This window comes from Variovorax sp. Sphag1AA (assembly GCF_014192575.1).
In the GTDB taxonomy this organism is placed as follows: domain Bacteria; phylum Pseudomonadota; class Gammaproteobacteria; order Burkholderiales; family Burkholderiaceae_C; genus Variovorax.
In genome coordinates this window covers 712,150-725,213 of the sequence record NZ_JACHYC010000001.1, presented here as the reverse complement: position 1 = coordinate 725,213, position 13,064 = coordinate 712,150, and the positions used below count along the sequence as shown (strand labels likewise).

Annotated in this window: 10 protein-coding genes; 5 read left to right on the top strand and 5 right to left on the bottom strand. The window is 65.6% G+C overall.

The window, feature by feature from the left end; genetic code table 11:
• Window position 1 precedes the first annotated feature (1 nt).
• Window positions 2–1,621 (bottom strand): acyl-CoA carboxylase subunit beta, encoded by a 1,620-nt coding sequence (locus FHW64_RS03565; RefSeq protein ID WP_184523112.1) that lies wholly within the window; start codon window positions 1,619–1,621, stop codon window positions 2–4.
• Between the two features lie 2 nt (window positions 1,622–1,623).
• On the bottom strand, window positions 1,624–2,799 hold the full coding sequence (locus FHW64_RS03560) for an acyl-CoA dehydrogenase family protein (RefSeq protein WP_184523110.1): 1,176 nt from the start codon (window positions 2,797–2,799) through the stop codon (window positions 1,624–1,626).
• A 154-nt stretch (window positions 2,800–2,953) separates the two neighbouring features.
• On the opposite strand from FHW64_RS03560, the gene FHW64_RS03555 reads away from it, so the two are divergent.
• Entirely contained in the window at window positions 2,954–3,274 is a 321-nt protein-coding gene (locus tag FHW64_RS03555; RefSeq protein WP_184523108.1) for a multidrug efflux SMR transporter, read from the top strand.
• A gap of 20 nt (window positions 3,275–3,294) precedes the next feature.
• On the opposite strand, the gene FHW64_RS03550 is transcribed toward FHW64_RS03555, so the two are convergent.
• Window positions 3,295–3,834: a DUF2889 domain-containing protein gene (locus FHW64_RS03550; RefSeq protein WP_184523106.1), complete on the bottom strand. Its 540-nt coding sequence runs from the start codon at window positions 3,832–3,834 to the stop codon at window positions 3,295–3,297.
• A gap of 133 nt (window positions 3,835–3,967) precedes the next feature.
• Between FHW64_RS03550 and FHW64_RS03545 the strand changes: the two genes are divergently transcribed.
• Entirely contained in the window at window positions 3,968–5,779 is a 1,812-nt protein-coding gene (locus FHW64_RS03545) for an acyclic terpene utilization AtuA family protein (protein WP_184523104.1), read from the top strand.
• On the opposite strand, the gene FHW64_RS03540 is transcribed toward FHW64_RS03545, so the two are convergent.
• The gene (locus tag FHW64_RS03540; RefSeq protein ID WP_184523102.1) at window positions 5,754–8,498 is read right to left on the bottom strand and encodes an HAD-IC family P-type ATPase; all 2,745 of its coding nucleotides are present in this window, start codon (window positions 8,496–8,498) and stop codon (window positions 5,754–5,756) included. The two genes, FHW64_RS03545 and FHW64_RS03540, sit on opposite strands and share 26 nt — an antisense overlap.
• 143 nt (window positions 8,499–8,641) lie before the next feature.
• On the opposite strand from FHW64_RS03540, the gene ppk2 reads away from it, so the two are divergent.
• Complete coding sequence (ppk2, locus tag FHW64_RS03535; protein ID WP_184523100.1) at window positions 8,642–9,442, top strand: polyphosphate kinase 2; 801 nt, start codon at window positions 8,642–8,644, stop codon at window positions 9,440–9,442.
• Between the two features lie 7 nt (window positions 9,443–9,449).
• Here ppk2 and FHW64_RS03530 read toward each other — a convergent pair whose 3' ends face one another.
• Entirely contained in the window at window positions 9,450–10,394 is a 945-nt protein-coding gene (locus FHW64_RS03530; protein WP_184523098.1) for a LysR family transcriptional regulator, read from the bottom strand.
• A gap of 127 nt (window positions 10,395–10,521) precedes the next feature.
• On the opposite strand from FHW64_RS03530, the gene FHW64_RS03525 reads away from it, so the two are divergent.
• Window positions 10,522–11,856: a DUF3100 domain-containing protein gene (locus tag FHW64_RS03525; protein ID WP_184523096.1), complete on the top strand. Its 1,335-nt coding sequence runs from the start codon at window positions 10,522–10,524 to the stop codon at window positions 11,854–11,856.
• 33 nt (window positions 11,857–11,889) lie between these two features.
• Complete coding sequence (locus FHW64_RS03520) at window positions 11,890–13,059, top strand: M20 aminoacylase family protein (RefSeq protein ID WP_184523094.1); 1,170 nt, start codon at window positions 11,890–11,892, stop codon at window positions 13,057–13,059.
• Window positions 13,060–13,064 lie beyond the last annotated feature (5 nt).

Here is a 13,064-nt window from a genome sequence, read left to right as displayed (position 1 = left end):
ATCAGGGACGCGCAACCGAGAACTGCATGCGCTGCGGCTCGCGCAGTTCCGCGTCGCGGCAGATGGACAGCACCGTCGACAGCACCGCGCGCGTGTCGCGCGGATCGATCACGCCGTCGTCCAGCACGCGCGCGCTGGTAGTAAACACGCTCATCTGGCTGTCGAAGCGATCGATGATGCGGCGCTCCAGCTCGTCGAGCTTGGCCTGGTCGACCTCCCCTTTCCGCTTCATTGCGGCTTCGGTGACGATGACCATCGTCTGCGCCGCCTGCTCGCCGCCCATCACTGCGGTCTTCGCGTTCGGCCACGAGAAACAGAAGCGCGGATGAAAGCCGCGGCCGCACATCCCATAGTTGCCAGCGCCGAACGATGCGCCGCAGTAGATGGTGATCTGCGGCACCGTCGCGTTGGTCACGGCCTGGATCATCTTGGAGCCGTGCTTGATCATCCCGCCCTCTTCATGGTCCTTGCCGACCATGTAGCCGGTCGTGTTGTTGAGATAGAGGATCGGCGTCTTCGACTGGCAGCAGGCCTGGATGAAATGCGTGGCCTTGTTCGCGCCGGGCGAATCGATCGGGCCGTTGTTGGTGATGACGCCCACCGGCAGGCCTTCGATCTTGATGTGGCCGACCACCGTGGCGCTACCGTAGTTCTCGCCGAACTCCAGGAACTCCGAGTCGTCGGCGATACGCGCGATGACCTGCTTCATGTCGACCGGGCGCTTGTGGTCCATCGGCATGATGCCGAGAAGCTCTTCGGCGTCGTAGCGCGGTGGCTTGAAGCAGCGTGGCGGGCCCTGCGGAATGTCGCGGTTCCAGTCGATCGTCGAAAGGATCTCGCGCGCGATCCGGATCGCATCGCGGTCGTCTTCCGCCAGGTAGTCGCCGAGGCCGGAAATGGAGGTGTGCATCACCGCGCCGCCGAGTTCTTCCTCCGTCGCGATCTCGCCAGTGGCGGCCTTCAGCAGCGGCGGCCCGGCCAGGAAGGCCCGCGAACGGCCGCGCACCATCACGATGTAGTCCGACAAGCCCGTCTGATAGGCCCCGCCGGCAGTCGACGATCCGTGCGTGACGGTGATCACCGGCAGGCCGGCCGCCGACATGCGCGCGAGATTCCGGAACAGCGTGCCGCCGGTGATGAACTCCTCGACCTTGTAGGTCATGAGATTGGCGCCCGCGCTCTCCACGAGTTGCACGTAGGGAAGCTTGTTTTCCAGTGCCAGTTCCTGAATGCGCAGCTGCTTCGGGATGCCCATGGGCTGGAGCGCCCCCGCATCGATACCGGAATCCGACGCGTTGACCATCACGCGCACGCCGGAGACCCAGCCGATGCCGGCGATCACGCCGCCGCCGGGCACGCTTTTCTCCAGATCGGGGTTGTCGAGCCCGAGGCCGGCCAGTGAGGAGATTTCGAGAAACGGCGTTCCGGGATCAAGCAGGAGCGACAGGCGCTCGCGCGGCAATAGCTGGCCGCGCTTCTCGAAGCGCTCGCGCGATCTTGCCGAAGTCGCGACGCTGCGCTGCTCGTAGCCACGCACGCGGTCGATCAATGCGCGCATGCCTTCGGCATTCGCCTTGAACGCATCGCTGCTGGGGGAAACGGTGGATTCGATGATGGTCATGTTCAACGTCCCAACTGGCGAGCGGCAAGGTCCTTCATGATTTCTTCGGAACCGCCGCCGATCATCATGACCTTTACCTCCCTGTAGATACGTTCGCTGCGCGTGCCGCGCATGAAGCCCATGCCGCCGAGCAGTTGCACCGCCTGATCGGCGCAGAACTGCATCGCCTGCGTGGCCTGCACTTTCGCAAGGCAGATCCGGGCGACCAGTCGCGCGGGGTCGTCGAGCTTGTGTTCGAAGCGGTAGGCCAGGTCATAGACCAGCGTGCGCGACGCTTCGATGCGCATCGCCATGTCCATCAGCTTGTGGCGCACCACCTGCCGCTCCGACAGCGGAACGCCGAAGGTCGTGCGCTGGCGCGTCCAGTCGACCGCTTCCTCAAGGCACACCGCGGCGAAGCTGTAGCCGAGCGCCGCCATGAAGAGCCGCTCGGTGTTGAAGTTGTTCATGATCGTCTTGAACCCCTCGTTCTCGACGCCCACGAGGTTGCTCGCCGGAACGCGGCAGTTGTCGAATCGAAGGTGCGCCGTGTCGGAGCTCCACCAGCCCATCTTCTTGAGAGAGGTGCGCGAGAGGCCGGGCGTGTCGCCATCGATCACGAGGACGGAGATGCCGCCCGCGCCCTTGTTCGCGGGGTTGGTGCGCACGGCGGTGGTGATGAAGTCCGCGCGCATGCCGGAGGTGATGAAGGTCTTCTCGCCGTTCACCACGTAGTGATCGCCGTCGCGCACGGCGGTGGTCCTGAGCGCGGCGACATCGGAGCCACCCGAAGGCTCTGTCACTGCCAGCGCCGCGATCTTCTGGCCGGCCAGCACGGGTGGAATCACGCGTGCCTTGAGCACTTCGCTGCCTGCGCGGAGGATCGGTGGCAACGCGATGCTGTGCGAATTGAGCGAAGCCTGGAGGCCGCCCGCGCCGCAACGCGCGAACTCCTCCGCCACGACGATGTTGTGGAACACATCGCACGGCGTGCCGCCATAGGCCTCGGGATAGCCGAGGCCCTGCACGCCAAGCGCCGCGATGCGCGCATAGAGCTCGCGCGGAAAGGTCTCCGCCTCGTCCCATTCCGCGACGTGCGGTGAGATCTCCCTCGAAATGAAGCTGCGCAAGGTCGCACGGAACTGCTCGTGTTCCGGCGTGAAATAGAACGGGAGCGGCGGTGCCTCCAGAAAATCCATGACGTCTCCTTCGGCAAGCAGACTAGCCACGGACGCGCAATCGGTCTTGCGCGGACTGGCTGCCGGCTATGATGCCGCGCACATCAGGAGGACGGCCTCCCCCGCTTCGGGAACAGTTCGGGACGGCCCGCCTTCAAGGATTGGGAGACCGCTCATGGCTTGGATCTATCTTGTTATCGCAGGCATTCTCGAAGTGGCCTGGGCCTACTCGATGAAGCTCTCGGAGGGCTTCAGCCGGCCGCTTCCGGCGGTTGCGACCATCGTGCTGATGATCGCGAGCTTCGCGCTGTTGTCGATCTCGATGCGCACCCTGCCGCTGGGCACCGCCTACACCGTCTGGACCGGCATCGGCGCGGTCGGCGCCTTCGCCGTCGGGATCATCGCGCTGGGCGAACAGGCCAGCCTGATGCGCATTGCCGCCGGCCTGCTGATCGTGGCGGGCATTGTGCTGATGAAGCTGTCGTCGCCCGACTGACCCGGCGACGTTTCCTTGTTCTACTTCGGCCGATACCAGCGCGGATAGAACGCGGCCACCCGCGGGCCATCGGTCGCAAGCGCATGGCAGCCGTCTAGCTGGAACGGCTTTTCGGTCTCCGAGACCTCGAGGATGGTGCCGGCGAGCGCCTGGACCACGCCGGTGCCCATGGTCCGCAGCAGTTCCGTCATGTGCGTGCAGCCGCGCACGCCACCGAACAGGCGGGCGACCTGCCGGCTGAAGCCCGGGCCCACGCGCAGGCCGATCAGTTGGGCGTAGTCCGGCGCGATGGCGCCGCAGAAATCGGGAAACGGCCCGGCATCGGTTGCCGCGACCGCATCGACGATCAGCGCCGTCGAATCGACGGTGAGCCGCAGCCACATCGAATGGATCGCCTCGCCGCCGGGGCGATCGCCGCCCGGGAAGACGAAATGCTGGTCGCGCACGTCGCGCAGCTGGCCTTCGATGTCAAAGAGGCCGTCGCGGCGCTGGTAGCCGCGGATCGTGATGGTGCGCCCGTGGATCGGGTCGCGCTCTGCAGTGGGTGGTGGCAATGGCATGGCGGTTTTGGATCATGCCCGAGCGGATGCGGCCGTGTGTCGTGCGCGCCGCTTGTCCCTTCGCAGCGAGTTGGCGCAAGCGGCGGCGCGCCCTGCCCGCTAAGCTGCCTCCAGCCGATTTCCAGGAACGACCATGACCGACGCCACGCCCGCTCCAAAGACCGTCCGCATCGGTGGCGCATCGGGCTTCTGGGGCGACAGCATGGTCGCGGCTCCACAACTGGTGGCGCATGGCCGGCTCGACTATCTGGTGTTCGACTACCTCGCCGAAACGACGATGGCCATTCTGGCGGCCGCCCGCGCGAAGAAGCCTGAGATGGGCTACGCCACCGACTTCGTCGACATCGCGATGAAGCCGGTGCTGGCCGAGATCAAGCGCCAGGGGATCAAGGTGGTGAGCAATGCGGGCGGCATCAACCCCCGCGGCTGCGCGGCGGCGCTCGCGGCCCTGGCCGATGCCGCCGGGGTTTCCCTGCGCATCGCGGTGGTCGAAGGCGATGACGTGAGCGCGCAGATGCCCGCCGTGCGCGCCGAGGGTACGCGCGACATGTTCACCGGAGAGGCCCTGCCCGAGAAGGTGCTGAGCGCCAATGCGTACCTGGGCGCACTGCCCATCGCCGCGGCGCTTGCAGCCGGTGCCGACGTTGTCATCACCGGTCGCTGCGTGGACAGCGCCGTCACGCTGGGGCCGTTGATGCACGAATTCGGCTGGCGCAGCGACGACTACGACCTGCTCGCATCAGGCAGCCTCGCCGGCCACATCATCGAATGCGGCTGCCAAGCCACCGGCGGGCTGCACACTGACTGGGAAGACATTCCCGACTGGGCGCACATCGGCTATCCCATCGTCGAATGCCATACGGATGGCAGCTTCGTGGTCACCAAGCCCGAGGGGACGGGCGGCAAGGTGATACGAGCGGCCGTCGCCGAACAGTTGCTCTACGAAATCGGCGATCCGGCCTCGTACATGCTGCCGGACGTCACCTGCGATTTCCGCGAAGTGACGATCGAACAGCAAGGCGAGAACCGCGTGCATGTCAGCCCGGCCCGTGGGCGAGCACCCTCGGCGAGCTACAAGGTGTCGGCGACACAGCTCGACGGATTCCGCTGTGCGGGCAGCATGGTGATCGTGGGCATCGATGCGCAAAGAAAGGCGGTGCGAACTGCCGAGGCGATCATCGAGCGCACGAGCGGGATTCTTGCGGCGGCCGGCCAACCACCGTTCACCTCGACCCACATCGAGGTGATTGGCGCGGAGTGGCTCTACGGCCCGCATGCGCGCACGCGGAGCACGCGCGAAGTCATGATGCGCGTGGTCGCCAACCATCCGCAGAAGGCTGCGCTCGACATGTTCGCGCGCGAGATCGCGCCATCGGGAACCTCGTGGTCGCCCGGCACCACGGGGCCCGGCGGTGGTCGACCCAGCGTTTCACCACTGATCAAGCCCTTTGCCTTCATGCTCCCGAAGGGCGCGATCGAGGTTGCCTTCGTGCTGGACGACGAACGGCATGTCGTACCGATTCCGCTGGATCACGACGGCTCGGCGCAGGCCACAGCGACCATCGACCCTTCCGCCTTCGCCAACGATGACGGCGACCAGATGGACGTGCGCCTCATCGATCTGGCATGGGCACGCAGCGGCGACAAGGGGAACCTCTCGAACATCGGCCTCGTGGCGCGCCGGCCCGAATGGCTGCCGCTGCTCTGGTCGCGCGTCACGCCGGAGGCCGTGCGAGGCTATTTCGCACACCTCGTGCACGGTAAGGTGGATCGCTTCTATCTGCCCGGCATTGCGGCGATGAACCTCGTGCTGCACGACGCGCTCGACGGTGGCGGCCCCTCGTCCATGCGCATGGACCCGCTGGGCAAGGGCATGGCGCAGATGCTGCTCGACATGACGGTGAAGGTGCCGGGACGGCTCATTGACCCGCCTCGGACGAGGTGACCAGCCGCCGCAACCCCTGGTTCGATCGGATGACCAGCTTCTCCGCTTCGACCACGAGGAAGAACCCCAAGCCTCCGCCGATCAGCCACGGCCAGACATAGCCGGGAACGGCCTCGGTGCCAAAGACGGCCTGCAGCGGCGGCGCATACGTGAAGAGCAGCTGAAGGATCACGACAGCGCCGATGCCCATCGGCAGGTACTTGTTGCCGAGGTGCGCCTGCAGCGACATCGAACTGTCGACCAGATAGCGGCTGTTCAGCAGATAGAAGCACTGCCCGATCGTGATCGCATTGACGGCCACGGTGCGTCCGAGTTGGTCCGAAGCGCCATGGCCTTTCATCCAGTAGAAGGACCAGAGCGTGAAGCCCAGCAGCGCCAAGCCGACGAAGGCGATGCGCCAGAAACCGAAGGCCGTGAGGATCGGCCGGTCGACCGCGCGCGGCGGCCGGGTCATTACGTCCGCCTCATGCGGCTCGAAGCAGATGACCAGACCCAGGGCGACGGAGGTGACCATGTTGACCCAGAGCACCTGCGGCGCGGTGATCGGCAGGACGAGTCCCATGAAGATGGCCACCGCGATGACCAATGCCTGCGCGAAGTTGGTCGGAAACATGAAGAGGATCGCCTTTTCGATGTTGTTGTAGACGGTGCGGCCCTCCTTGACGGCCTCGCTGATCGAGGCGAAGTTGTCGTCCACCAGGATCATCTCTGCCGCCTCCTTGGTCACTTCGGTCCCCTTGATGCCCATCGCGACCCCGATGTCGGCCTGCTTGAGCGACGGCGCGTCGTTGACGCCGTCGCCGGTCATGGCGCAGATCTGCCGGTTCGCCTGAATGGCCTTCACCAGCCGCAGCTTGTGTTCCGGACTGGCGCGTGCGAACACGTCGACATCGCGCACCGTCTCGCGCAGCGCGGCTTCGTTCATGGCCTCGATCTCGGTGCCGGTGACTGCGGTTTTGCCGTCTCCGATGCCGAGCATCCGCGCGATCGCGGCTGCGGTGATCCGATGGTCGCCGGTGATCATCGTCACGCGGATGCCGCCGGTGTGGCACTCCTTGACAGCCGCGATCGCTTCGGGCCGCGGCGGATCGAGAAGCCCGATCAGCCCGATCAGCACCAGGTTCTTCGGCAAGTCCTCGGGGCGAAGCGCTGCCGTTCCGAGCCCGGCGTTGTCGAGCCAGGCGAGGCCCAGCACGCGCTCTCCCCGAGCAGCCATGGCGTCCGAGACGCTCATGAAGCGCTCGCGGTCGAGCGTTGCAACCGCTCCATCCACCAGCTGGTGGCGATCGCAATGGTCCATGATGACTTCGGGTGCGCCCTTGACGAAGAGCACTTCTGCTCCGCCGGTGCTCGCGTGCAACGTCGCCATGAACTTGTGTTCCGACTCGAACGGGATCGCATTGATGCGCGGCCAAGCCTCTCGCTCGGCATCGCGCCGCATGCCGATCTTGTTCGCGAAGGGATAGAGCGCACCCTCCGTGGGATCGCCTTCGACGGTCCAGACGCCTTCGCGTTGAAAGATCTCCGCGTCGTTGCAAAGCAGTGAGTTGCGCGCGAAGAGTTCGAGCACCCGGTTCTCTCCGGACTTGCGGCCGTCGTGCATGACTTCGCCTTCTGGCGCATAGCCGCTGCCGCTCACCGTGTACTCCGCATCTGCCGACGCCGCCGAGACGACCATCATCTCCATCAGCGTCAAGGTGCCGGTCTTGTCCGAGCAGATGCGCGACACCGATCCGAGCGTCTCGACCGCAGGGAGCCGGCGGATGATGGCATTGCGCTTGGCCATCCGCTGCACTCCGATCGCGAGCGTGATCGTGATCAGCGACGGCAAGCCTTCCGGAATGAGCGACACGGCGATGCCGACCATCGCCTGGAACAGCTCGACGAAGTTCATGTTGATGACCCAATGGCCATACGCGAACACCACCACGCTGATCACGGCGACGACGCCCGTGATCAGGTAGCCAAGTCGTTTGATCTGGCGCAGCAGCGGCGTTTCGAGCTGGCTGACGTTGGCCAGCAGTTGGTTGATCTTGCCGAGCTCGGTCTCGCTGCCCGTCGCGACCACCATGCCGGTCGCTCGCCCGGAGACCACCATCGTCCCGGAGAACACCATGCTCTCGCGATCGCCGACGGTGGACTTCACGGGGACGGGCTCGATGGTTTTCTCCGCGGGCACCGATTCGCCGGTGAGCGCCGCTTCCTCGGTGCGAAGGTTCTTGACGTCGACGAGGCGAAGGTCCGCCGGCACCTTGTCGCCCGATTCGAGCAGCACCACATCGCCGGGCACGAGGTCTTCGGCGGGGATCATCCGCGTCTCTCCGCCGCGCGTGGTGCGCGCCTCCGCGGAGAGCATGTTGCGGATCGAGTCCAGCGCCTTCTCGGCCTTCCCTTCCTGCACGAAGCCGAGGAGCGCGTTGAGGAACACGACGCCGTAGATGATGCCGGCGTCGAGCCACAGACCGAGCATCAGCTTGACGAAGCCGGCACCGAGCAGCACGTACACCAGGATGTTGTTGAACTGGCCCAGGAAGCGCATGAAAGGATGACGCTTGCGCCCTTCGGGCAGCCGGTTCTTTCCGTGCTTGCGAAGCCGGTCTGCCGCATCGCTTGCGGCGAGTCCCGCCATGCGATCGGTGGCGAGTCGCTTCTCGACCTCGTCGATCGGCATCGCGTGCCACGAAGCTGCTTCAGCCGAGTCGGTCGATCGTGATTCCATGGCCTCCTCCTTGAGGAACGCTGCTGGGCCCGCCAATGTAGGCCTCCGCGCGCTTGCTGGGAAGGCTTGCGTTCAGGCTTGGCAGACTCTGCGAACAGCAGCAAACTCCGCGCGATCCTCCAGAGATCGGAAGGGGTTGGCCCATGAAAGAGAAGCTGACGCGCGACATCTACGAACGGGAGCTGAGGAAGCTGCACGAGGAACTGGTCCTCCTGCAGAAGTGGGTCGTCGAGACCAAGCAGAAGGTCTGCGTGGTCTTCGAGGGACGCGACGGCGCCGGCAAGGGCGGCACGATCAAGGCAATCACCGAGCGGGTGAGCCCTCGGGTGTTCCATGTGGTCGCCCTCCCCGCGCCAACCGAGCGCGAGAAGACCCAGATGTACACGCAGCGCTATCTGAAGCACATGCCCGCGGGCGGAGAAATCGTCATCTTCGACCGCAGTTGGTACAACCGCGCGGGCGTCGAACGCGTGATGGGCTTCTGCACCGAGGAGCAGGCGCAGCGGTTTCTGAGAATCGTGCCCGAGCTCGAGGATCTGGTCATCGAATCGGGAACGATTCTTCTGAAGTACTGGCTGGAGGTCAGTGCAGAAGAACAGACGCGGCGCCTGCAGGCGCGCATCAATGACGGGCGGAAGACGTGGAAGCTCTCGCCGATGGACCTGGAGTCCTACCGCCGATGGCACGAGTATTCGCGGGCTCGCGACGAGATGTTCAAGGCCAGCGACAAGGACTGGGCGCCGTGGCACGTGGTGCGATCGGATGACAAGCGACGGGCGCGACTGAACGTGATCCGCCACTTGCTGGACCACATTCCCTACAAGACCAAGCCGCCGAAGCCGGTGAAGTTGCCCAAGCGATCGCTCAAGGGCGAGTACGTGGAACCGGACTACCCCTACCGGTTCATCGCGGAGCACGACTGGGAAGCCAAGCCCTCGAAGTAGGACTCCGCTACGCCTGTTGATTCGGCTCGCGCCTGAAGGCGTCGCCGCCCGCGCCCGTGTCGGTCACGATCTGCCGCAGCAGTTCCATGGCCGCGGGCGACAAGACCCGGCCGTGCCGCGAAATGACATGCGTGCGGCCTTGATGCAGTAGCGGGTTCTTCATCGGCAGCGCGCTGATGTTGGACGTGTCCAGGTGCGCCGGCAGCGACAGCCGGGTCGACAGCGCATAGCCCAGCCCTGCAGCCACGAAATGCCCCAGCGCGCTGAACGAACTCGTGGTGAGGAGCGCGTTGAGGCGCACGCCCTCACTGATCTCCGCGGCTTCGATGTGCTGGCGCACGCCGAAGCTGCGATGCAGCGTCGCGCCCGCGTACGGCTGCAGGTCCGCCAACCTGAGAGGCCGTCCGAGCCGCGCGAGCGGATGCGTCGACTGCACCAGCGTCTGGATCGGCTGCGGGTGCGAGTGATGCGAGCGCAGGCGATCGTCCTTCGGCGGCTGGAACAGCATGCCGACGTGCGCGCGCTCGTCGACGATGCGCTTCACGATTTCGTCGCTGCTGCCGACGTCGAGCGCGATCGTGATCCCGGGATGCGCTTGCATGAAGGTGCGCAGGCTGTTGCGCATCAGCCAGTCCACGAAGCCCTCTCCTGCCACGATGTCGATGTGGCCGCTCTCGATCTTGCGGATGCTGTCGAGTTGCGCCAGCAGATGCTGCTTCTGGCTCTGCTGGCGACGCAGGTAGCTGGCGAGCAGGTCGCCGGCATCGGTGGGTGCGACGCCCCGGCCGCGCCGCTCGAACAGGCGCGTGCCGCATTCCGTCTCCAGCAGCGCGACGGCCCGGCTGACCGCCGATGCGTCCATGCCGAGGACCTCCGCCGCGCCGCGCACGGAGCCGCTTTCGAGCACCTGCATGAAGTACCGAAGGCGGCGGGTTTCCAGCTTGTCATCCATGGTGCGTATCCCCAAGCGTTGCATTTAATGCAACAAAGATCCCGCAATTCTGTCATTGATGCACGAGGAGCTTTCTTTCAGACTTGGCTCGCCCGCGTCGGGCGTCTTTGAGAAGGTCCCACCCCACATGAGTTCCGCCGCTTCCGCAACGCTCGCGCCTGAATCGCTGGATGAGTCCGGCACAGGCAAGTTCAAGCTCATCGTCGTCTCGTTGATCGTCGTGGCGATCGCCGAACTGATCGGAGCCACCCAGTTCAAGCTCGGGCCCGGCAAGGTGGTGCTGCTGCCGATGTTGTGGGCACTGCTCATTGCCGCTGCATGGGGAATCGCCGCGCGGCGCGTGCCTTCGGTGGCGCGCGTGTCGACCAACCTGCAGGCCTACGCGGGCGGACTGCTCAATGCCGGGCTGCTGCTTTTCATGGTCAAGCTGGGCCTGACGGTCGGCGCGGCGCTGCCGCAAGTTCGCCAGGCGGGCTGGGCGCTGGTCTTCCAAGAATTCGGACACGCATTCGGAACGCTGGCACTGGGCCTGCCGCTCGCGCTGCTCCTGGGCATCAAGCGCGAGGCCGTCGGCGCGACCTTCTCGGTGGGCCGTGAAGGCAACCTGGTGATCATCGGCGAGAAGTACGGCATGGCCTCGCCCGAAGGCCGTGGCGTGCTGGCCGAATACATCACGGGGACGGTGCTGGGCGCGCTGTTCATCGCGGTGCTCGCGGGCTTCATCACCAGCCTGCACATCTTCGACCCGCGGTCGCTTGCGATGGGCGCAGGCGTTGGGTCCGGCAGCCTCATGGCTGCCGCCATCGGCGCGATCGGCGCACAGCAGCCGGCGGAGATGGTGTCGCAGCTCACTGCGATCGCTGCTGCGTCGAACCTCCTGACCACGGTGGTCGGCTTCTATTTCACGCTGTTCCTCTCGCTGCCGCTCTGCTCGTGGCTCTACGGCAAGCTGGAACCGGTGCTGGGGCGCTTCTCGAAGCGCCAGCCGGCCGAGACTGCGGCGCTGGCCTCGGCCGGCGTGAGCGCACCGGAGCTCTCGCTCGCCGACAAGCTGATCGCCTGGTGCGTCATCACCGGCGGCGTGATAATCGGCAACCTGCTGTCGTACAAAGTGCCGCTGCTGGAGTCGCTCATCGGCATGCTGGCGATCATTGCGATCGTCTGGGTGGTAGACACCGTCAAGCGCTTCGTCCCCAAGATGCCGATGGTGCTGGTGCTTTCGCTGGTTGCGACTGTCGTCGGCATCCCGGGACTCCTGCCCTTCTCTGATGCGCTGATCGCGGCGACGGCCAAGCTCAACTTCCTCGCATTCACCACGCCGGTGTTGGCACTGGCGGGATTCTCGGTCGCCAAGGACCTGCCGATCTTCCGGCAACTCGGCTGGCGCATCGTGGTGGTGTCGCTCACCGCCACGGCCGGCACCTTCCTTGGCGCCACCTTGATCGCCGAGTTCTTCCACTGAACCCTTCCCCACTGACAGAACGGACCGCCCAACATGTATCGCGAACCCGAAATCGCCGAAGACACCCGCACCCAGATGCTGGCCTGGCGCCGCGACATCCACGCCAACCCCGAGACCGCCTTCGAGGAACATCGCACCGCCAACCTGGTGGCCAACGCGCTGATGCTGATGGACATCCCGGTGAATCGCGGCTTGGCCGGCACCGGCGTGGTCGGCACCCTGCGCAACGGCGACGGCCCGAGCATCGCGCTGCGCGCCGATCTGGACGCACTCAACATGACCGAACTGGGCGATCGCCCGCACAAGTCGACCTGCGTGGGCAAGATGCACGGTTGCGGGCACGACGGCCATACCGCGATGCTGCTCGGCGCCGCACACCATCTGGCGCGCAACAAGCCGTTCCGCGGAACGGTGCACTTCGTCTTCCAACCCGCTGAAGAAAACGAAGGCGGCGGCCGCAAGATGGTCGAGGAAGGCCTGTTCGACCAGTTCCCGGCCGATGCTGTCTACGGCATGCACAACTTCCCCGGCATGCCGCGCGGACGCTTCGGCATTCGCACCGGCACGATGACGGCCTATCTCGACACCTTCGAGATCGTCATCACCGGCAAGGGCTGCCATGGCGCGATGCCCGAAACCGGCATCGATCCGGTGATGATCTCCGCGCAACTGATCAACGCGCTCCAGACCATCGTGAGTCGCCGCATCGGTGCGACGGAATCCGCTGTGGTCAGCGTGACGCAGATCCATGGCGGCGATACCTGGAACGTGGTGCCTGAAACCGTGGTCCTGCGCGGTACCGCGCGCACGCTCGATGCCGCCATCCAGGACAAGCTCCAGGCCGCGATGGGCCAGATCTGCGCCGGCGTCGCGCAGACGCACGGCGCCACCGTGGCGCTCAACTACATGCGCGGCTACCCAGGCGTGGTCAACACGCCGGAAGAAACATCTGCCGCCGCGCGCGCCGCCGCGAGCCTCGTGGGCGAAGCGCAGGTCGACACCGACATCAAGCCCGCCATGGGCTCGGAAGACTTCGCCTTCATGCTGCAGAAGCGCCCCGGCGCCTACATCGGCATCGGCGCCGGCGAAGGCCCGAACGATCCGCCGGTCCACAACCCGTACTACGACTTCAACGACAACATCCTTCCGCTCGGCGCGGCCTACTGGGTGGCGCTGGTCAAGCAGCAGCTTCCGGTTGCATAGTGCGC